This window comes from Aquabacterium olei (assembly GCF_003100395.1).
GTDB classification, from domain to species: Bacteria; Pseudomonadota; Gammaproteobacteria; order Burkholderiales; family Burkholderiaceae_C; genus Aquabacterium; species Aquabacterium olei.
The window spans coordinates 3,183,309-3,203,511 of record NZ_CP029210.1 but is presented as its reverse complement, the minus strand read 5'-3'; the positions used below and the strand labels follow the sequence as shown (position 1 = coordinate 3,203,511).

General features: G+C 61.5%; 17 protein-coding genes. 6 read left to right on the top strand and 11 right to left on the bottom strand.

Annotation, left to right across the window (positions count from 1 at the left end; translation table 11 throughout):
* The 5 genes from DEH84_RS14345 to DEH84_RS14325 are packed head-to-tail and all read right to left on the bottom strand — an operon-like array spanning position 1 to position 6,016.
* A complete protein-coding gene (locus DEH84_RS14345; RefSeq protein ID WP_109037465.1) occupies positions 1 to 1,389 on the bottom strand; it encodes a hypothetical protein in 1,389 nt (462 codons plus the stop codon).
* A 10-nt stretch (positions 1,390 to 1,399) separates the two neighbouring features.
* Positions 1,400 to 2,269 carry a polysaccharide biosynthesis tyrosine autokinase gene (locus DEH84_RS14340; protein ID WP_109037464.1) on the bottom strand — a complete coding sequence of 290 codons (870 nt, stop codon included), beginning with the start codon at positions 2,267 to 2,269 and terminating at the stop codon, positions 1,400 to 1,402.
* 15 nt (positions 2,270 to 2,284) lie between these two features.
* Entirely contained in the window at positions 2,285 to 3,700 is a 1,416-nt protein-coding gene (gene epsF, locus DEH84_RS14335) for a chain length determinant protein EpsF (RefSeq protein WP_109037463.1), read from the bottom strand.
* Between the two features lie 19 nt (positions 3,701 to 3,719).
* On the bottom strand, positions 3,720 to 4,922 hold the full coding sequence (locus DEH84_RS14330; RefSeq protein ID WP_109037462.1) for a glycosyltransferase family 4 protein: 1,203 nt from the start codon (positions 4,920 to 4,922) through the stop codon (positions 3,720 to 3,722).
* Positions 4,919 to 6,016: a glycosyltransferase family 4 protein gene (locus DEH84_RS14325; RefSeq protein ID WP_159098982.1), complete on the bottom strand. Its 1,098-nt coding sequence runs from the start codon at positions 6,014 to 6,016 to the stop codon at positions 4,919 to 4,921. Before DEH84_RS14325 ends, DEH84_RS14330 begins: the two co-directional genes overlap by 4 nt.
* A 233-nt stretch (positions 6,017 to 6,249) precedes the next feature.
* Between DEH84_RS14325 and DEH84_RS14320 the strand changes: the two genes are divergently transcribed.
* The 3 genes from DEH84_RS14320 (at position 6,250) to DEH84_RS14310 (ending at position 9,578) form a co-directional block, all read left to right on the top strand.
* Positions 6,250 to 7,341: a nucleotidyltransferase family protein gene (locus tag DEH84_RS14320; protein ID WP_218929795.1), complete on the top strand. Its 1,092-nt coding sequence runs from the start codon at positions 6,250 to 6,252 to the stop codon at positions 7,339 to 7,341.
* 30 nt (positions 7,342 to 7,371) lie between these two features.
* Complete coding sequence (locus DEH84_RS14315; protein WP_109037459.1) at positions 7,372 to 8,385, top strand: NAD-dependent epimerase; 1,014 nt, start codon at positions 7,372 to 7,374, stop codon at positions 8,383 to 8,385.
* A 224-nt stretch (positions 8,386 to 8,609) separates the two neighbouring features.
* Positions 8,610 to 9,578, top strand: coding sequence for a glycosyltransferase family 2 protein (locus tag DEH84_RS14310; RefSeq protein WP_159098981.1), 969 nt, complete (start codon positions 8,610 to 8,612; stop codon positions 9,576 to 9,578).
* Between the two features lie 43 nt (positions 9,579 to 9,621).
* Here the strand turns inward: DEH84_RS14310 and rfbC are convergent, their stop codons facing one another.
* From rfbC to rfbB, 4 genes are read right to left on the bottom strand one after another with little or no spacing between them, the layout of a single operon-like run.
* Complete coding sequence (gene rfbC, locus DEH84_RS14305; protein WP_109037457.1) at positions 9,622 to 10,191, bottom strand: dTDP-4-dehydrorhamnose 3,5-epimerase; 570 nt, start codon at positions 10,189 to 10,191, stop codon at positions 9,622 to 9,624.
* A gap of 6 nt (positions 10,192 to 10,197) precedes the next feature.
* Positions 10,198 to 11,085 (bottom strand): glucose-1-phosphate thymidylyltransferase RfbA, encoded by an 888-nt coding sequence (gene rfbA / locus DEH84_RS14300; RefSeq protein WP_109037456.1) that lies wholly within the window; start codon positions 11,083 to 11,085, stop codon positions 10,198 to 10,200.
* 5 nt (positions 11,086 to 11,090) lie between these two features.
* Entirely contained in the window at positions 11,091 to 12,008 is a 918-nt protein-coding gene (gene rfbD, locus DEH84_RS14295) for a dTDP-4-dehydrorhamnose reductase (protein ID WP_109037455.1), read from the bottom strand.
* Between the two features lie 11 nt (positions 12,009 to 12,019).
* Positions 12,020 to 13,105: a dTDP-glucose 4,6-dehydratase gene (rfbB, locus tag DEH84_RS14290; RefSeq protein WP_109038408.1), complete on the bottom strand. Its 1,086-nt coding sequence runs from the start codon at positions 13,103 to 13,105 to the stop codon at positions 12,020 to 12,022.
* A gap of 413 nt (positions 13,106 to 13,518) precedes the next feature.
* Here rfbB and DEH84_RS14285 point away from each other — a divergent pair, with 413 nt between their 5' ends.
* The 3 genes from DEH84_RS14285 (at position 13,519) to DEH84_RS14270 (ending at position 18,344) form a co-directional block, all read left to right on the top strand.
* A complete protein-coding gene (locus tag DEH84_RS14285; protein ID WP_245932601.1) occupies positions 13,519 to 14,748 on the top strand; it encodes a glycosyltransferase in 1,230 nt (409 codons plus the stop codon).
* Between the two features lie 979 nt (positions 14,749 to 15,727).
* Positions 15,728 to 17,545, top strand: a complete 1,818-nt coding sequence (locus tag DEH84_RS14275) for an acyltransferase family protein (RefSeq protein WP_109037453.1) — start codon at positions 15,728 to 15,730, stop codon at positions 17,543 to 17,545.
* 520 nt (positions 17,546 to 18,065) lie between these two features.
* Positions 18,066 to 18,344, top strand: coding sequence for a DUF1153 domain-containing protein (locus DEH84_RS14270; protein ID WP_109037452.1), 279 nt, complete (start codon positions 18,066 to 18,068; stop codon positions 18,342 to 18,344).
* A 27-nt stretch (positions 18,345 to 18,371) separates the two neighbouring features.
* Here the strand turns inward: DEH84_RS14270 and istB are convergent, their stop codons facing one another.
* Both istB and istA read right to left on the bottom strand, forming a co-directional pair.
* Positions 18,372 to 19,145 (bottom strand): IS21-like element helper ATPase IstB, encoded by a 774-nt coding sequence (gene istB, locus DEH84_RS14265; RefSeq protein ID WP_109036370.1) that lies wholly within the window; start codon positions 19,143 to 19,145, stop codon positions 18,372 to 18,374.
* Complete coding sequence (istA, locus tag DEH84_RS14260; protein ID WP_109036372.1) at positions 19,142 to 20,158, bottom strand: IS21 family transposase; 1,017 nt, start codon at positions 20,156 to 20,158, stop codon at positions 19,142 to 19,144. Before istA ends, istB begins: the two co-directional genes overlap by 4 nt.
* Positions 20,159 to 20,203: the final 45 nt, after the last annotated feature.

Sequence of the window (20,203 nt, the reverse complement as noted above, 5' to 3'; positions counted from 1 at the left end):
TCAGTCTCCCGCGCGCGGAGGCCAGCGCGGCGTGCTGCCTGCCCCCAACTCGATGTAGATCGGGGCGGCCCCCAACTCGGCTTGTCGGACGACCTGCCTGGTGCCCACCTTCACCGGCTCCCCGTAGGCATCCAGGATGCGTGTGGCAGACCATGCCGGATCCAGCGGCAGCGTGCGTGACTGGTTGTCGGCGCTCCACACCATCAGCGTGCGACGGCTTCCTTGCTCGAACAGATAGGCCTGCGTGCCGCGCGTCTGCTGGCCCGCGGGGCTGAGCCGTTGCGTCAGCCGCAGGTCACCCACGATGCGGCTCATGGCCGCGTAGGTCCTGAACGCCGGTCGTTGCCGCCCGGCGCGGTCGATCAGACCATACGCCCCGTCGTTCGCGTCCTGCATGCTGAACCAGCACAACACCTTCACACCTGCTGCTTCGGCCAGCACATAGGCGCGCGGCAGAAAGGCCGCCACCAGCTCTTCCGTCACGCGTCCGCCTGCAAAGCGCCCGTCGACCTTGAAGCCCCATTCTGTGATCCACACCTCCGGCTCCACCCCGGTGTGCTTGCGTGTGTGGCGCTTGAGGCGGTCGATGGCGGTGGCGAAGGCGCGGTCGCGGTCCACCAGCTGAAACGGCCTGGCCCACTCGCTGTCGGCGTACGGTGCCACCACCTCAGGGCCGGACGAACTCTCGTTCGCATACGCATGCAATCCGATGCCCTTGAAACCTTGAGGCAGGCGCGGGTGTTGCGCAAACCAGTAGTGGTTCACCAGCACGTCCTCACTGGTGATCACTGGGGTGCCGGGCGCCTTCTTCTGCACGTGCTCGCTCACGGCGCGCAGCATGTCCACATAGTGGTCCACCCAGGGTGAAGGCGGCCGCCCGTTCCAGGCCCCACCCACCATCTTCAGGATCTGAAAGTTGTGCGGTTCGTTCCACACCTGAACGGCGAAGTCGACCCCTGCTGCTTTGAGCAGGCCCGTGACGTGGGCGGCATAACGCCCCAGCGCTTCGGGGTCGATCGGTGCGCGGGGGGCCGCCTTGGTGGCGGGGTAGGCCTTGCCGTTGGCATAGCCCAGCATGTAGATCACCCCGATGCCCTGCTGCCGATAGCGCTGCAGTCGTTGCGAGAACGCCGGTGGAAACGGCTTGTACTCGCCTGCGCGTGGCTCCATGTCGACCCACTGCACAGCGTCTCGAACCCAACGTACGCCCAGCTCGGGCAGCAGGTCGAGCTGCGCCGTGGGCTGGCCCTGATCGAACTTGACCACCAGCCCGAAGCCGGCGCGCATCGGGCGATCCGACAGCGCTGGCGCAGCATGGGCCGGCAAGCCCATCGCGATGCAGGCGAGGTGAAGCCACAGTCGCAGCCAGAGCGAGCGGATGAGGGGCACGCGCGGTGTCTCAGCGCCGACCGTGGTCGTTGAACAGCACGCCACTGAAGACCTCACACGATTTCTGCAGGCTTTCCACCAGCGCCTTGGTGGTGGACACCGCGCTCACGCCCCGGCGCGCCACCATCAGCGCTGCGCCGCATTTCTCTGCAATCACGCGGGCGTCGGCGCCGTGTGCAGCGGCTGGTGTGTCGACGATCACGTGGTCGAACTGGGTCAGCACTTCCTGCATGAGCCCGTCGAACGGATGTCCTTGCACGAGCTCCAGCGGGTTGGGCGGTGTGACGCCGGCGGGCAGCAGGAACAGATTGGGCAGGGAGGGCAGGGGACGCAGCACATCCACTTCGCCTCGGCCGGCCAGGGTCGAGCTCAGCCCCACCACGTCGTTTGGCGTGCCGAACAGCGACTGCAATCGGCTGGTGCGCAAGTCGGCGTCGATCAACAGCGTGCGGCCCGGCAGCTGGCTGAAAGACGCCGCCAGGTTGGCGGCGAAGAACGTCTTGCCGTCGCCCATGTTGGTGCTGCACACCGCCAGTGCCAGACGGCGGGCAGGGCGAGGTGCAAACACCGTGGACAGCAGGCGAGACCGCATGTCGCGAAAGAACTCTGCCGCCGCCTCGAAGGGCCGCGTGGCCACCACCAGCTCGGGCGCCAGTGTCTGGGGTTCCCGCCCCTCGTAGGGGTAGTTGAACTGCACCGACAGCGCCCAGGCCACATCTTCGGGCCGCGCCAGGCGCAGGGCCACAGCCGCCTCCCCGAACTTCACACCGTGCTTCTTCTGGTACTGCACGATGGTTTCGATCTGCGCCGCATCCAGGCTGTTGATGCGGGCAATGATGTCGCCGATGGTCTGCGTCGGCATATCCGCGAGGTTCGTCATGGTGAGGCCAGGGTGTTACACAGAGGGGCTGGGCAGCCGAACCGAGGTCTTGCTGCCGGGCAGGGGGAGAAAGCGCATGGGCAGGGCCTTGCTTGCGCGGGTCAGCGCCTCGGGCATGCTGCCCAGGCTCGTTGCCCCGACCAGCTCTCTCAGGTCCTGATCCACCCGCACGCGGCGGTCGCGCAGTTCACGCACCACGGCGATGCCGATGCCCACGAACAGGCCGACGAAGAGGGCCTGCAACAGGTAAAGCAGCTTGCGCGGCGACGAATGGCGGTAGGGTGCGGTCGCGTACTTGAGCACGGCGACGTTGGTCTGATCCAGCCGGCTCTCCAGGCTGCTTTGCTGCACGCGGGCCTGGATGGCGTCGAAGCCCCGCTGGGCGCTGGCCACATCGTTGGCCAGCAGCATGGCCTCATCGCGGGTGGCCTTCAGCTTGAGCACTTTGTCGCGCTGGGCGTCCAGCAGCGCGCGCGTCTGGGCTTCACGCTGCATCGCGATCTGTGCGGACACCCCGCTGGTGCGCCCCACCGCGGCCGACTCCGCCTGGATGCGCGCCTTCAGCTCGTCAATGCCGGCCCTCAATCGGCCCATCGCGGGGTGGTTGTCCGCGTAGCGGTCGCCTTCTTCCTTCAGCCGGGCTTCCTGCCGCGCCAGGTCGGCCTTCAGGCCCATGATGACGGCGCTGTTCATCGCATCCGGGCTGTTGATGCCGGCCTGCGACTTGCGGCTGACCGCATCGGCCGTCACGGCCTGCAAGGTCACCAGCTGCGCCGAGAGCTCACCCAACCGGGCCGTTTCCACGTCGATGCGCTCGTCCGTGGCCACGATGCCCTTCTGCTGCTGGAAGGCCGACAGCTTGCGCTGCGCCGTCTCGAGTGCCTCGCGCGCCTGGGCCAGCTGGTCCGTGAACATCGATGAATACTGCTTCGCCGGCGACACCCGCAGCTCCAGGTTCACGTCCACATAGCCCTTGATGAACTCGTTGACCAGCGCCGCGGCAAAGTTCGGGTCCGATGCCACATAGCTGATGCCGATCACGTTCGAATTGCGCTCGGGTTTGACCTCCAGCGAATTCAGCAGGCTTTCCGCAATCCAGGTTTCGAAATCCCCCCGGCCCTCGGTGGCCTCCTGCCAGCTGGCGCGCAGCATCTGACTTTCATGCAGCTTCAGGTTGCGGATCACGCGCTTGGCCACGCGGTCGCTGCGCACGATGTCGACTTGCGTCGACAGGTACTGGCTTGTTTGCGGCATCAGGGTCCCGTTGATGGGGTCTGGCGTGCGGCTTTCGACCACCACGCTGCCTTCGGCCGTGTACTTCTTCGGCAGCAGGAACGCCAGCAGCATCGCCACCGTGACGAGGAACACCAGCGTGAAGACGGGCGCCTTCCAGCGCGCACGCAGGATGGCAAGAAACTGGGCAAAACTCATGGTTCACCTTCTCATCGGTTCAATAGCCAAACTCACGGATCGCACCGTTGACGGCCTGCGACATCGATTGCCGGAACGTCTCGGTCGAGAAGCGCAGCGCGTTGTCGCGGCAGTCCACCGGCCGGATCTCATCCGAGATGGATTCAAAGCGCCGCACGGCCGCGGCAATGCTCTCGGGCGTCTGCTCATGAAAGAAGACGCCGGTCGGGCGGGGGCACTCACCCACCGCCAGCACCGTTTCCAGCGTGCCGCCACGGCCATAGGCGATCACGGGCGTGCCACAGGCCTGTGCCTCCACCGGCGTGATGCCGAAGTCCTCTTCTGCGGCAAACACGAAGGCCCGCGCGTTCTGCATATGCGCGCGCAGCACGTCAGCGGGTTGGTGCCCCATCACCTCGACGTTCGGGCCGGCCACCTCGCGCAGCCGGGCCATGTCCGGCCCGTCACCGATCACCACCAGCTTGCGGTCCGGCAGCAGGCGGAAGGCCTCGGCAATGACGGGAATCATCTTGTAGGGCACCAGCCGGGATGCCGTCACATAGAAGTCCTGCTTGCGCGTCACCAGCGAGAAGCCCGACGTGTCCACCGGCGGGTAGATCACCTCGGCCTCGCGCCCGTAGCACTTCTCGATGCGTCGCGCGATGTAGCGCGAGTTGGCCAGCATCACATCCACGTTCGGTGCGGTCCGCACATCCCACAGCCGCATGTAGTGCAGGATGGCCCGCACCAGCATCGACTTGAAACCTTGCTGCAAGTGGGCCTCGCGCAGATACTGATGCTGCAGGTCCCACGCGTAGCGGATGGGCGAGTGCACATAGCTCACATGCAGCTGGTTGCCCGACGTGATCACGCCCTTCGCCACGGCGTAGCTCGACGACATCACGATGTCGTACGACGAGAGGTCGAACTGCTCGATGGCCATGGGCATCAACGGCAGGTAGTGCCGGAAACGCTTGCGAGAACCGGGCAGACGTTGGATGAACGACGTGTGCACCGTGCTGTCACCCAGAAAGCCGCGGTGCTGGTCGGGCAGGAAGTCCACCAGCGTGAACACATCTGCTCCCGGCCACATCTTCAACAACTGCTCGAGCACCCGCTCTGCGCCGGCATAGACCTCCAGCCAGTCGTGCACGATCGCCACCCGGGGGGCCTTGCCCGCCAGGGGGCGCACGCGGGGGGCTGGTCGTTCCACCAGCACCGCGCGTCTGATCTGCGCTGTCATGCCATCTCCTTCAGATGATGGGCAAGCGCCTGTGCAGCACGTTGCCAACTCCATTCCTTGCTGCGTGCCAGACTGCGTGCACCCAGGTCCTGTCGGCCTGCCTGGCCCGACTTCATCACCTGATCCAACGCCCGAACGCAAGCGTCCGGGTCATGCGGGTCGAAATACACGGCGGCATCGCCGCACACCTCGGGCATTGAGGCCGCGTGCGACGACACCACCGGGCACCCCAGCGTCATGGCTTCCAGCGGAGGAAGCCCGAATCCCTCGTACACCGACGGGAACACGAAGACGGCTGCGTGCTGATACAGGCTGTTCAACTCGCCGTCCGACACGTAGCCCACCCGTTTGATGAAGGGCGGCAGCGACTGCTCGGAGCGAGAGAACACGGCATGGTTCAAGCCGCCTGCGATGACAACGTCGAAGTCAGGCCGCTGCAAGCGCAGCATGGCCTGCGCCACGACAGCAAAATTCTTGCCCAGGTGGTTGCTGCTCACGGCGAGCACGTACGGCCGCTGGCGAAGTCCGTGGCGATCCAGTACGCCGTCGTCGGGCGTCACGCGCAGCATGTGGTCGCCGCCCGCTGCCAGCACACCAATGCGCTCTGCCGGCACATTGAGATGACGAGCCAACTCCTGCTGCGAGAACGCCGACACCGTGAGGATGCGCGCGGCGGAATGTGCCAGTAAACGATGCAGAACCCGGTAAGCCAGGCGAAAACGCCAGCTGTAGGCCTGCGGCAGCGCGAACACGGCGGCGTCGTGGATGACCACCAGCTGCCCGGTGCGTCGCAGCGGCGCCGTGTTGCACAGGTTCAGCAACGGCAACTCGGGCCGGAAGCGCGCCAGCTCCATCTGTTCCCAGGCGTGGCCCTGGCGTCGACCCACCTGCACCACCCGGCCATGCTTGAGCCCCAGCTTGTCCGGCACGCCTTGCGGCACGGCCACCAGCAACTCGGTGTGAGGCAGCGCGTGCGGCATGGCCTGGTCCAGCGCGCGCAGCGTTTCGTGGGCAAACCGCTCCACACCGGTCACGGGCCGGCCCATGAAGCGCCCGTTGACAACAAAAGTACGACGGTGAGGGAGAACACTCATGCGATTCATCAAATCACACCGTCCTCTCGCCGCCGCCCCCTCAGAGCGGGGGCTGAAGGGGCTTCATTAGCGCCCGCTCACAAATGCAATCACCCGTTCACCCGGTCCCACGTTTGGCTACTCGTCGCTGTGGCGTGCTGGTGGCATGATGCGTGCATGGCCTCGCCGTGGCCCGCGCCCGGTTGCGGCAGGGCCGTTCATACAAGACTGAAAGCAGCGTCATGGCCAAAGCAATGATCCTGGCGGCCGGGCAAGGGACCCGCGTACGCCCCCTCACCAAGCAGACCCCCAAGCCCATGGTGCCCATTCTGGGCAAGCCGGTGATGGAATACATCATCGAGCACCTGGCCCGCTACGGCGTCACCGACATCATGGTGAACGTGGCGTTCAACCACTGGAAGATCGAGAACTACTTCGGCGACGGTCACCGCTTCGGCGTCAACATCGGCTACGCCTATGAAGGTGTTCGTGAGCACGGCGAGATCGTGCCCAAGCCGCTGGGCTCCGCTGGCGGCATGCGCCGCATCCAGGACTTCTCCGGCTTCTTCGACGAAACCACCATCGTCCTGTGCGGCGACGCCATCATCGACCTCGACATCAAGGCCGCCCTGTTCGAGCACAAGGCCAAGGAGGCCCTGGCCAGCGTCGTGACGCTGGAAGTCCCGCGCGATCAGGTCAAGAACTACGGCATCGTCGTGGCCGGCAAGGACGGCAAGGTCGAATCCTTCCAGGAAAAGCCTTCCCCCGAAGAAGCCCGCTCGAACCTGGCCAGCACCGGCATCTACATCTTCGAGCCGGCCGTGGTCGACCTCATCCCCCCGGGCAAGGAGTTCGACATCGGCAGCCAGCTCTTCCCGATGCTGGTGGAGAAGGGCCTGCCGTTCTATGCGCAAAGCCGCTTCTTCAACTGGATCGACATCGGCCGTGTGGCCGATTACTGGGCCGTGTGCCAACGCGTGCTGCGCGGTGAAATCGCCCAGATGGACATGCCCGGCAAGGAAGTGCGTCCGGGCGTGTGGGTGGGCCTCAACACCAGCGTCGACTGGGATTCGGTGAACATCACCGGGCCGGTGTACATCGGCTCGGGCTCCTGCGTTGAAAAGGGCGTCACCATCGAGGGGCCCGCCTGGATCGGCCACGGCTGCCGTCTGCGTGAAGGCAGCAAGGTGGTGCGCAGCGTGCTGTTCGAGTACACGCGCCTGGGTGAAGGGGCCGTGTTTGATGAAGTGGTGGCCTCGCCGGTGTATTGCGTTGACCGCCACGGCCGCACCACCTACCAGGGCGATGAGACCACCTCCCTGCGCTGGGGCGACGCCCGCGCCTGAGTGTCACCGAAGTGCCGGACAATCCGGGTCATGAGCAAGATTCTTGTGACCGGCGCGGCCGGCTTCATCGGCATGCACGTCACGCTCGCCCTGCTGGCGCGGGGCGACGAAGTGGTGGGCATCGACAACCTCAACGACTATTACGACCCGGCGCTCAAGCACGCCCGGCTGGCCGAGATTCAGGCCGCGGGCGGCACGTTCCGTTTCGTGAAAATGGACGTGGCGGACAACGCGGCCCTGGCCGCGCTCGCTGAGGCTGAGCAGTTCGACACCGTCATCCATCTGGCGGCCCAGGCCGGCGTGCGGTACTCGATCACCAACCCGCACGCGTACGCGCAGTCCAACCTGGTGGGCTTTGTGAACGTGCTGGAGGCCTGCCGGCACCATGGCGTGAAGCACCTGGTGTACGCCAGCAGCTCGAGCGTGTATGGCGGCAACACCAAGATGCCGTTTGCCGAGACCGACGCGGTGGACCACCCCGTGAGCCTGTACGCCGCCACCAAGAAGGCCAACGAGCTGATGGCCCACACGTACAGCCACCTCTATGGACTGCCCACCACCGGGTTGCGTTTCTTCACGGTGTATGGCCCCTGGGGTCGGCCCGACATGGCGCCTTTCCTGTTCACCAAGGCGATCCTGGCCGGCGAGCCGATCAAGGTGTTCAACCACGGCAACATGAAGCGCGACTTCACGTACATAGACGACATCGTGGCGGGCGTCGTGGCGACGGCCGATCGACCGCCCCAGCCCGATGGGGACTTTGACCGGATGAACCCGTCGGCTGCCACGTCATGGGCGCCGTACCGGGTGTTCAACATCGGGCACAGCGAGCCGGTGGCGTTGATGGACTTCATCGCCTGCCTGGAGGATGCGCTGGGCAAGAAGGCCGAGTTGGACCTGCAGCCCATGGCGCCGGGGGATGTGGCAGCGACGTATGCGGATGTGGGGGCGCTGGAGGCGTGGACGGGAGTTCATCCCGGTGTTCAGCTGGAGGAGGGGATTTCTTCCTTTGTTCGTTGGTACCGCTCTTTCTTTCCCGCCTGAAGCAAGTGCAATCAAAATATGTACGAGCCGAAAGAAGGCTGCGTGAAGACCGATATCAAGCGAAGGCTCATTCAAGCTGTCCCGGCCGCGGTTCGGTCGCCCCAATTAGAGTGTCGTCGGTGTCACCTTGCTTGAGGGGGGCGGCGGCCGCTTATGGCAAGCATCGCCTAAGATGGTTGCCTCAACGGCACATTGGAGCAACTTAGATGTCCATAACGCTTGTCATGCCAACGTATAACGGCGGAGCCTATCTGCGTGAAGCAATTGAATCGGTGATGAGGCAACGGTATCAGCAGTGGGAGTTGCTCGTCAGCGATGACGGCTCAAGCGACGGAACACGAGATTATTTGCTGCAATTAAAAGACCCTCGTATTCGAGTCTTTCTGCAAGAAAAGAATCTCGGGATCTTCGGTAATCTCAACTTCTTGTTTCAGCAGGTAAAGACGGATATCGTCCAAATCCTTTGCCAAGACGATTGGCTAACAGACGAATATGCCCTTGAATCATGCCTAAATGAGTGGTCGATCTTGCCGGAGGATGTTGCCTTCATGCGGGCAAACCACGGCTCAGACTTCTCATCGAAGGACGGCGGGGCATTTGAGGCTCAATGGTTGCCCCGAATTGTGGATCCAGGCATATCTGATCTTTACTTCCTCATGTTCGGATGCATTCCTGGTAACCTATCCAATGTATCGCTGCGCACAGAAATCGTAGCCAAGCATGGTTGGTTTGACCAGAGGTTGCCTTATGCCGGAGACTTTGATTTCTGGAGTCGCGTGGGCCGCAGCCAGCGGTGGGTGGTCTCCGCGGTGCGCGTTTCGACTATCCGTACGCACCAGAACCAGGCGTCCAAAACGCTGAACAAGGTTGGTGAATTAATGCCTCAGATGGGCGAACTGCTGCGCCGGTTGTACTCTAAGGTGGATGAGCGCGGACTGATCGATTGGCGCGTGCGGGTTGCGATGCAAATTGTTTATGTTAGTCAGCAGCGCTGGGCCGGGCTTCGAAGTAGGATGAAAACCGGATCATGGTCCTACATGAAGCACGTGAATAAGTATATTGGCAGGGGCCCATGGGAGATCGGGGTGGTATTTGGGTGGTTGATTTTCCTTCTTTCCGGTGGCGGCCGTTGGTTTAAAAAGGCAGCAATCGGGGCAGTGCTTAGCAGGCACCAGGGGCACTTGGTACGCTGAATACATTGAGTGATTCTGCGGGATGCTGCCTGCTCAAGGGAATTCAGCCCAACTCAGAGAAATGTACTTCTGCGAGGGTTGGTGCTGCTGCATCTTTGGGTGCCAAGTAATCAGGGGTGCTTATCGGCCAATTGATTCCAATTTGCGGATCATCCCATCGGATGCCGCGTTCGTGATCTTTTGAATAAGTGTCTGTTGTTTTGTAGAGAAAGTGCGTTTCATCCTCGAGCGAGAGGAATCCATGCGCGAAGCCCTCTGGAATCCATAATTGTCTGCAATTGCCTGCTGTCAGCTTGACTCCAACCCATTTCCCGAATGTGCGTGAGTCCTTGCGAATGTCGACTGCTACATCAAATGCTGCGCCCTTGACCACACGAACCAGTTTTCCCTGCGCACGGGGCGCGAGCTGGTAGTGCATCCCCCTTAGTACACCTTTCCGGCTGCATGAGTGGTTGTCCTGTATAAATGGCTTGGGGACAGGTCTGCCAAGCCTCGCCAGTTCGCTTTCGAATCGTGTTTGGTTGAAACTCTCCATGAACCAGCCTCGATCGTCGCTAAATACAGCCGGCTCAATTATCAGGACATCATGTAGATCTGTTTCGATGAATTTCATGATGGATCAATAAATCGTCTCGTTGAGGACTTTCAGCAGGTACTGCCCATAGCCGTTCTTCAGCATCGGCTGGGCCATACGCTCGAGGTCGGCCGCCGAGATCCAGCCCGAACGGTAGGCAATTTCTTCCAGGCAGGCCACTTTGAGGCCCTGGCGCTTTTCCAGGGTGGCGATGAACTGCCCGGCTTCCATCAGGCTGTCGTGCGTGCCGGTGTCGAGCCAGGCATAGCCGCGGCCCATGATCTCGACGTTGAGCTGGCCCTGCGCCAGGTAGCGGGCGTTCACGTCGGTGATCTCGAGTTCGCCGCGAGGGCTGGGCTGGATGGATGCGGCGATGTCGCACACCTGCTCGTCGTAGAAGTAGAGGCCCGTCACGGCGTAGTTGCTCTTCGGCGCCTTCGGCTTTTCCTCGATGCTCAGGGCCCGCTTGGCCTGATCGAACTCGACCACGCCGTAGCGCTCCGGGTCGTGCACGTGGTAGGCGAACACGCTGGCGCCTTCGGTGCGCCCATTGGCGCTCAGCAGCTGGCGCTGAAGGTCATGGCCGTAGTAGATGTTGTCGCCCAGCACCAGGGCACTGGGGGCACCGCCCACGAAGTCGCGGCCGAGAATGAAGGCCTGGGCCAGACCGTCGGGGCTGGGCTGCACGCAGTATTGCAGATTCAAGCCCCACTGGCTGCCGTCGCCCAGCAGGGCCTGGAAGCGCGGGGTGTCCTGCGGGGTGCTGATGACCAGGATGTCGCGGATGCCTGCCAGCATCAGGGTGCTGAGCGGGTAATAGATCATCGGCTTGTCGTACACCGGCAGCAGCTGTTTGCTGATGGCCAGCGTGGCCGGGTGCAGGCGCGTGCCCGAGCCGCCGGCCAGGATGAGGCCCTTGCGGGTCTTGCTCATGGTGATTACCTCCCTAGGATTTCAGTGAGCATGCGCTCGACACCTTGTTGCCAGGGCGGCAGGTTCACGCTGAAGGCCTCGCGGACCTTGCGGGTGTCGAGCCGCGAGTTCAGCGGGCGCTGCGCGGGCGTGGGGTAGCCACTGGTGGGCAGCGGCGAGATCGCCTCGGGCGCCACCTGGATCGGCTGGCCGCGCTCGCGGGCCCATTCGATGACGAAGCGCGCGTAGTCGTACCAGCTGGTTTCGCCGGCGGCCACGAGGTGATACAAGCCGAGCAGGTCGTCGCGGCCCGCCGCCACCGTGCGAATGGCATGCGCGGTGACGTCCGCCAGCAGGTCGGCCCCGGTGGGCGCGCCGATCTGGTCATCGATCACCTTGAGCTGGTCGCGCTCGGCGGCGAGGCGCAGCATGGTCTTGGCGAAGTTGCCGCCGCGGGCAGCGTAGACCCAGCTGGTGCGGAAGATGAGGTGACGGCAGCCGCTGGCCTGGATAACCTGCTCGCCTTCGAGCTTGGTGCGGCCGTAGACGCTCAGGGGCGCTGTGGCGGCGGCTTCGTCGCGCGCCGCCGTGCCGCTGCCGTCGAAGACGTAGTCGGTGCTGTAGTGCACGAGGAGCGCACCGAGGTCGGCTGCCGCCTGGGCCACGAGCCCCGGCGTCGTGGCGTTGATGGCCCGTGCCAGATCCGGCTCGCTCTCGGCCTTGTCGACCGCGGTGTGCGCCGCTGCGTTCACGACCACGTCGGGTCGCACGGCGCGCACCAGGGCAGCCACTTGCTCGGGCTGACTGAAATCAGCACGCAGATCGGGGGCCGCGGCGGGTCCCGGTGTGTCGAAATCGAGGGCGGTGACCTGACCGAGCGGCGCCAGCGCGCGCTGCAACTCCCAGCCGACCTGGCCGCCCTTGCCGAGCAGAAGAATGTGCATGGCGACCTCGTTCAGACGGCACGGCCGCTGTAGTTCTTCGCGATCCAGTCCCGGTAGGCGCCCGAGCGCACGGTGTCGATCCACTCCGTGTTCTCAAGGTACCAGCGCACCGTCTTGTCGATGCCCGATTCGAAGGTTTCGGCCGGCTGCCAGCCGATCTCGCGCTGGATCTTGGTGGGGTCGATCGCGTAGCGGCGGTCGTGGCCCGGGCGGTCGGTCACGTAGGTGATCAGGCTTTCGTACTTCGTGCCGTCCGCACGCGGGCGCAGCACATCGAGCTTGCGGCAGATGGTGGTCACCACGTCGATGTTGCGGATCTCGTTGATGCCGCCCACGTTGTAGGTCTCGCCGCAGGTGCCTTTTTCGATGACCTGGCAGATGGCCTCGCAGTGGTCGCGCACGAACAGCCAGTCGCGTATGTTCAGGCCGTCGCCGTACACGGGCAGCGGCTTGCCATCCAGCGCGTTGAGGATCATCAGCGGGATGAGCTTTTCGGGGAAGTGGTAGGGCCCGTAGTTGTTGCTGCAGTTGGTGGTCAGCGTCGGGAAGCCGTAGGTGTGGTGGTAGGCCCGCACCAGGTGGTCGCTACCTGCCTTGCTGGCCGAATAAGGGCTGTTGGGCGCGTAGGGCGTCGTTTCGCTGAAGGCGGCGTCGGTGTCAGAGAGCGAGCCGTAGACCTCGTCGGTGCTCACGTGCAGGAAGCGGAAGGCGGACTTGGCCTCGCCGTCCAGTCCGCCCCAGTAAGCGCGGGCTTCCTCGAGCAGGCTGAAGGTGCCCACCATGTTGGTGTGCACGAACTCGCCGGGGCCGTGGATGGAGCGATCGACGTGGCTCTCGGCTGCAAAGTGCACGATCAGCCTGGGGCGGTGCGTGGCCAGTGCCTGCCGGACCGCATCGCGGTCGGCAATGTCGGAGTGCACCAGGGTTGCCTGGCCCGATCGCAGGTAGGTGGCGATGGTGGCCGGATTGCCCGCGTAGGTCAGCTTGTCGAACACGACCACGGGCTCGGCCGGCAGGCCCTGTGCCGCCGCGCGTTCAAACCAGTGGTGCACGAAGTTGCCGCCGATGAAGCCGGCGCCGCCAGTGATCAGGATCATGATGAACGAGTATGCCACCCGGTCTGCGCTGCCGTTCGTGCGGAAGACGATGAGCAAGGCCGCCGAATCAGGGGGGGTGTATCGCTCAAGCGTTGCTTGCTGGCTACCATCTCCAGGGGCGGCTTCTGCGCGACAAAAACCACCAATGACGTTGTTCGGATCCCATCTGACGTTCTACTGGCCGAGACCCTCTGGTGGCATGATGAGCCCTGTCCTGTCAATGGTCGAGGCGGGTAGTGCATGGAGGCCTCTGCCGAAACCACCCCAATTGAGTTCGCTGTGAGTTCCTTAGATGGTCACCAGGAAGGGCAATGCATTGATGGCGCGAAGCTAAGTGCATGGCTCGCTGACCCGGACTGCGTTTCTTCGCTCACACAGCAAAATTGCGTTTACTCGATGAAGGCCGGCCGTCCATGGCCGTGAAAGCGAAAGATATGTCATTACGCATTCTCCACGTAATTTCTTCGGTTAATCCGAGCGGAGGCGGGCCTATCGAGGGATTGAAGCGGATGGCCGCTGAGCACCGTGCTCATGGCCGTACTGTGGAAGTGGCATGTCTCGACGACCCAGGCGCTGACTGGGTTAAAGAGTTTCCCCTGAAATGTCACGCGTTGGGGCCTGGGTATATAGGAAACTATCGATATAGCGGGGCGATGACTGCTTGGCTCAAGGCCAATCGAACCAGATATGACGTCGTCTTTGTGAATGGCATATGGCAATATCACGCGTTCGCCGTATGGCGTGCATTGCACGGCACGGATACCCCTTACTTTGTATTTATCCATGGCATGTTAGACCCTTGGTTCAAGCGTCGCTACCCTATAAAGCATTTGAAGAAATGGCTTTTTTGGCCTTGGAGTGAGTACCGAGTTCTGCGGGACGCGCGGTCTGTGCTGTTTACATGCGAGAACGAGCGGCTTTTGGCGCGCCAATCATTTTGGCTTTACCAGTGTCGAGAAGCCGTCGTAAACTACGGAACAGACGCTCCACCAGAAGAATATGAGAAGCAGGTGAGGGCTTTTCGGGAGGGTTTCCCAGCTCTCGTTGGTAAGCGCCAGCTGCTCTTCTTGGGGCGAGTTCATGAGAAGAAAGGCGCGGATCTTCTCTTTCATGCCATCGCAAGAATCCGCGGTGCGTCGCCAGAATTGATTGAAGGGATTCAGATTGTGATGGCTGGTCCGAACGCCCACGCGTACGGAAGTCAAATGAGGCAATTGACGATTGATCTCCGTATTGCGGATATGGTGACATGGGTTGGCATGGTCGCGGGCGATATGAAGTGGGGTGCGTTTAAGAGCGCATCTGCGTTCATTCTTCCGTCGCACCAAGAGAACTTCGGCATTGCCGTTGCAGAAGCTATGGCGTGCGGTGTGCCCGTGCTGATCTCAGACCAAGTTAATATATGGCGGGAGATTGTGAGCTCCGGTTCCGGATTTGTAGAGCCTGACTCGATCGATGGAACGGAGCGTCTTGTGCGTCGGTGGCTGGAGACGCCCGAAATGGAGTGGCGTGCAATGGGCCAGCGAGCGCGTCAATGCTTCCAGAACCAGTTTACGATATCCCGCTCGGTACAGTCTGTCATCAATATTTACGAGGCGTCTAAAGCAGGCGATATAAAATTGGGGGCTGTCTGTCATGACTGAGCCAATCTTGCTGCACGGTTCCAAAGGCTCGATGCCGAGAGACGGAGGGCCTAGCTTCAGCCTAAGAAATCGGGTTGTACGTCTCGTGTGGGGTATCACCTGGCTCGTTTTCGCCTCATGGACGCCGAGACCTTTGTGCCCATGGCGTCGATTCTTGTTGCGCTCGTTCGGCGCGAGTTTGGGCCCGGGGGCCGATGTGAGGGGCAGCGCGCGTGTTTGGCTGCCAAGCAATCTCGTTATGGGCGCTGGTGCAGTAATCGGTCCGAACGTGAACTGTTACAACCAGGCCTTGATCACCATTGAGGAGCGAGCGCTCATTTCACAAGGGGCGCACTTGTGCTCAGGAACTCATGACATCGAGGACGAGCACTTTCAACTCGTTGCCGTTCCCATTCGCATCGGCGCGCACGCATGGATCGCCGCGGAGGCATTCGTGGGGCCTGGCGCGGTTGTGGGCGCAGGTGCAGTGGTCGGAGCACGCGCTGTTGCGTTTGGTCACCTTGAACCTTGGGCCGTGTTCGTTGGCAATCCCGCAAAGAGGATACGAGATCGCGGTTGGAGGCCGCGCTCTTTAGATTAAGGGACATTTGGCGAGGTGTGCGGAGAGGCGTGTTGGGGGGGGGGGGGGGGGGGAATACGCCGATTTTTAACGGCGATTTACTGTATAACCCACGGCGTGGGTGCTTGTCGGTAGCGAAGGGTGCTCATGGGCACCAGCGGCCAGCGCCGCTACTAGAGTTGCCACACAAAGGTCAAGCGGCTTATCGGCGAAGACCACACGTGCTGTGAGAGGGGCGGGCGAGGCGTGCACAGCTCCTCTTAATAAGAAGCAAGGAAAGTCGGCTGCTACCTCAAAGGCGACTTACGGTCGGCGTTCCTGTCCGGTACTCTCTAGTGCCCCTCCAGCGAGGGGGTGTAGTTACACAGAGGTCTGGCATAATCGTAGCGAATCCACCGAAGATTGATTGGTCATTACAAAATGAAATATCGTCCCGAAATTGATGGTCTGCGGGCGCTTGCTGTGTTGCCCGTAATCTTCTCACATGCCGGGTTTGGTGCCTTCAAGGGGGGCTACGTTGGGGTGGATATATTTTTTGTGATCAGCGGATTTCTTATTACGTCTATCTTGCTTGAAGAGAACCTTCAAGCAAGTTTTAGCGTCGTTCGTTTCTACGAGCGCCGTGCCCGTCGAATACTGCCTGCTTTATTTCTGGTAATGGCAGTTTCATCGGGTCTTGCTTGGTGGAGCATGTTGCCAGACGAGCTTGAGAACTTCGGTCAATCCCTTTTTGCCACTTCGGCCTTCGCCAACAATGTCTTACTCATGTTCACGGCAGGATACTGGTCCCTTGCCTCTGATTTCAAGCCGCTGCTGCATACATGGAGTTTGGGGGTAGAGGAACAGTTTTATATCGTTTTCCCACTATTGTTGGTTGCGTGTCGTCGTTGGTCCATGGGAGCGCTTGCGGCGATGTTTGGTTCGATCGCGGTTCTCAGCCTAGCCGCAGCAGAGTGGTTGTCTCTGACTCGTTCTACCATGGCTTTTTACTTGCTTCCGACAAGAGCATGGGAGTTGTTGTTTGGCTCCCTGGTCGCCGTAGGCAGTAAAGAGGTGTGGGGTGCATCTTTATTGGCTGGGGCTCGTGAGCCGCTAAGCTTTGTCGGGTTGATTATGGTGTTGGGTGCCATTTTCAGCTTCGGGGAATCAATTCGGTCACCTAGTTTGTGGTTATTGGTGCCCACTGTAGGGGCTGTATTAATAATACTCTTTGCTTATCCCGGCACCTTTGCTCACCGCGTGTTGGCTAGTAAAATTGCAGTCGCTGTAGGATTGGTAAGTTATAGCGCCTATCTATGGCATCAGCCACTATTCGCTTTCGCGCGAATTTTAAGCCATGAGAAGCCCTCTGACGCCTTGATGTTCGGGCTATGTTTCGCAACGATAGCGCTTGCTTACGTGAGTTGGCGCTGGGTAGAGCAGCCTTTTCGCCGGAGCGGTAGCCCGTTTGGGCGTCGCTTCATATTCACCGGGGCTTTCTTGGGGTCGCTTGCATTCTCTGCTTTCGGGCTCTTCCTCCATTTTGGAAAGGGTATTCCCGAGAGAGTCTTTGCTGACTCCTCTGTGACACGAGCGGGAATGTATATCGGCTACAATGAGCGTGCGTTCGAGCGGAAGGTCGAGTACTTCCAGCGCGAGGGGGTGAGTAGAGTTCTCGTGCATGGAAATAGCTACGCTCGCGACTTCCTTAATATGAACTTAGAAGTTTTCGATACCGGCAGTATAGAATTTGTCTACCGCGATGACTTCGCTCCATGCTTGGATAAGCTCGAAGGTCGAAGTGCGCGTCTATATGAGCAAGCTGATGTTATCGTGTACGCAAGTGGAGGTATGGGGCCGGAGGTTGCTTGCGCTCAGCGCAACGCTGCCATAGCAAACGCAGCGGGGAAAAGGATCTTTTATTTGGGTGGTAAGCATTTCGGCTATAACTTAAATTGGCTTGCTAGAGTTCCGCAAGCAGAGCGGGTGTTGCAAACCAATGCTGTTGTTCCGGCAGCTTGGGATGAAGCAAGTCAGTTGCGGGCGACTGTGCCGCAGGAGATTTTCCTGCCAATATACGAGCGGGTCATTGTGCAGGACCGGCGAATGCCAATTACAGACGAAATGGGGCGTATTTTGAGTCCGGACCGAGTCCACCTTACCCGAGATGGCGCTGTGTATCTCGGGCGGCGCGTTCTCTGGGATACGGCCTACGAAGAGTCAATAGGAAGGCCCGGCCGCAAACAGACGATGCGCTGATAGGCATCTTTCACGCGGTGTGTGTTCGTTAGCCGGCAAGGCATCCATGCCTCTTGAAGCAAACTAGATCAATGAGCAGGGAGAGAGGCAGCTGCGGGACCTTTGGGGGTTCCATAGTGAAACCGTACCAAAACTGCTTGCCACGGGCAAGCTAGTGCCCCTGCGCGTCGCGGCCGAGGAGTGGCTACGAGCGTTGAACACCGGGTGATTGAATACGGTCCATCAAGGCATATTCGGTTATCAACCCGTAGTACCCCGCTTCCGTTCAGCTGGAGCACAGTACAGCATACCTGCCGGCTAAAGTGCTGGCAGGTTTGCGAAAGGCCGGTCAGGTTCAGTGCTGTATCCAGCACTCTCCTTGGAAATATAACGCCATAAGCGGTGGGCGCCAGCCCTGTTGCTTGTGTGTACGGATATTCGTTGCTAGCTCTACTCGAATGCCTATAGTCGCGAGTTGCACAGTAGCCATGTATTGACCGAGTGAATTCCTGCTCAGGTGTTAACGTTGAAGGAAGCGACGATGAGCACCCTGATGGAAAGCGACATCAAGCGCTGGACAGCCAAGCGTAAAACGGCCCTGGTCATGGACATCATCCAGGGCAAGACCACGGTCTCGGGGGCCAGTCGGGCCTTCGATCTCAACCCATCCGAGGTGGAGCAGTGGGTTGATGAAGGCAAGCGCGGCATGGAGAACGCCCTGCGCACCAAGCCCCTGGAAGTCAAAGAGCAGTACGAGAAGCAACTGCGTGTCAACGTCGGTTCAAAACTGACCCACTTTCCGACGCTGGCGTCGGAGTAAAAGTGACCCACCTGGGCGCTCATCACATCAGTTGTTCCTGGCCTTGATCTGTCCGGCCTTGCGCTTGTCCTTGAGCCGGTAGCTCTCGCCGCTGATCTGCACGATGTGGGCGTGGTGGAGCAGGCGGTCAAGCAAGGCTGCGGTCAAGGTCTGGTCATCGGCGAAGGCACTGGCCCACTGACTGAACGGCAGATTGCTGGTCAGCACGATGCTGCCGCGCTCATACCGCTTGGCCACCACGTTGAAGAACAGGGTGGCCTCTTCACGGCCGAAGGGCAGGTAGCCGATCTCGTCGACGATCAGCAATCGCGGGCCGATCACGGCGCGGTTGAAGTACTCCTTGAGCCGATCCTGCTTGTGTGCCGTGGCCAGTTGCAGCATCAGGTCGGCCGCTGTGATGAATCGCGTCTTGATGCCTGCCATGGCAGCCCGGTAGGCCAAGGCCTGTGCCAGATGGCTCTTGCCGACGCCGCTGGGCCCCAAGAAGACGACGTTCTCTGCTCTCTCGATGAAGGTCAGCGCCGCCAGTTCCTGAATCTGCGCGCGTGGCGCGCCACTGGCGAATGCGAAGTCGTACTCTTCCAGCGTCTTGATGGACGGCAGCGTCGCCATCTTCACCAGCGCCGAGCGTTGCCGCTGCAGCCGGGCATCGTTCTCCACCGTCAGGATCTGCTCCAGAAAGTCGCCCAAGCTGTCTTGTTGCTGCGCTGTCCGTTGCGCAACGGCCGCCCATTCACTGGCGATGCGCTCGAGCTTGAGTGCGCCACACAACGTGGCGATGCGTTCGTGCTGAAGGTTCACAGTCGCACCTCCAGCAGTTCGTTGTAGACGGACAGGGGATGCTGCAAGCTCTCGGCTGGAATCGGCCTGTTGCGCACAGGTGTGGCTGGCAATGCCGTCGGTTGCCTGAGCGGCAACGGCAGCAAGGCTGCGCGCTCCAGTGCGAGGCGTCTGTCAGGTCGTTCGCCCGTGGTGCCGTGTATGCGGCTGTTGGCCACCTCGGCCAGCCATCGGCCGATGTGGGCGTTGGCCGCCTGCACGTCAAGCCTGAGCCCGGCCTGCTTGAGGCTGGCCGCCAAGGGCACGCAGAAGCTGCCCTTGAGGTAGCCGTTGAATCGCTCGACCTTGCCCTTGGTCTTGGCGCGATACGGACGGCACAGACGTGGCGTGAATCCGAATCGCTCCGACATCTTCAGCATCTCGCTGTGCCAACGGTGGCGGCCTTCGCCATAGGCATCTCGCTCGGTGACGATGGTGCTGGCGTTGTCGAACAGCACATGCTGCGGCACGCCGCCAAAGTACTCGAATGCCTCAGCCAGGCACCGACCCAGCGTCTCGGCACGCTCGTCGCCCGTGAAGCGCACCCAACTGGCGCGGCTGTAGCCCAGCGTGGCCACGAAGGCGATCAGCGGGTCACGTCCTTTGCGGATGTGCGTGAAGTCCGCCTGCATCTGCTGGCCTGGCGCCGTCTCGAATCGCACAAGCGGCTCCACCGGCTTGTCGCGATGGCCGTTGATGAACTGCTTGAGCTGCGTCAGCCCGCCCGTATAGCCCTGCTGCGTGATCTCGCGCAACAGCACGACCGCCGGAATCCAGTGCGGCCTGGCCGCCTCGATCCTTTGCAGCAGATAGCCCTTGAACGGGTCGAGCTTGGTCGCTCTTGGCGACCTGGGCCCATACACCGGCGCACTGTCCTCACGCAGGTATCGCCTGACTGTGTTGCGCGAACAGCCTAGCTGCCGCGCCATCTCCCGGATGCTCATGCCCCGCCGAGACATCACCTTGATCTCCACTACTTGCTCCTGGGTCAACATCGGCGGCCAAAGCCGCCATCCTCACCCCAGGTGGGTCACTTTTAC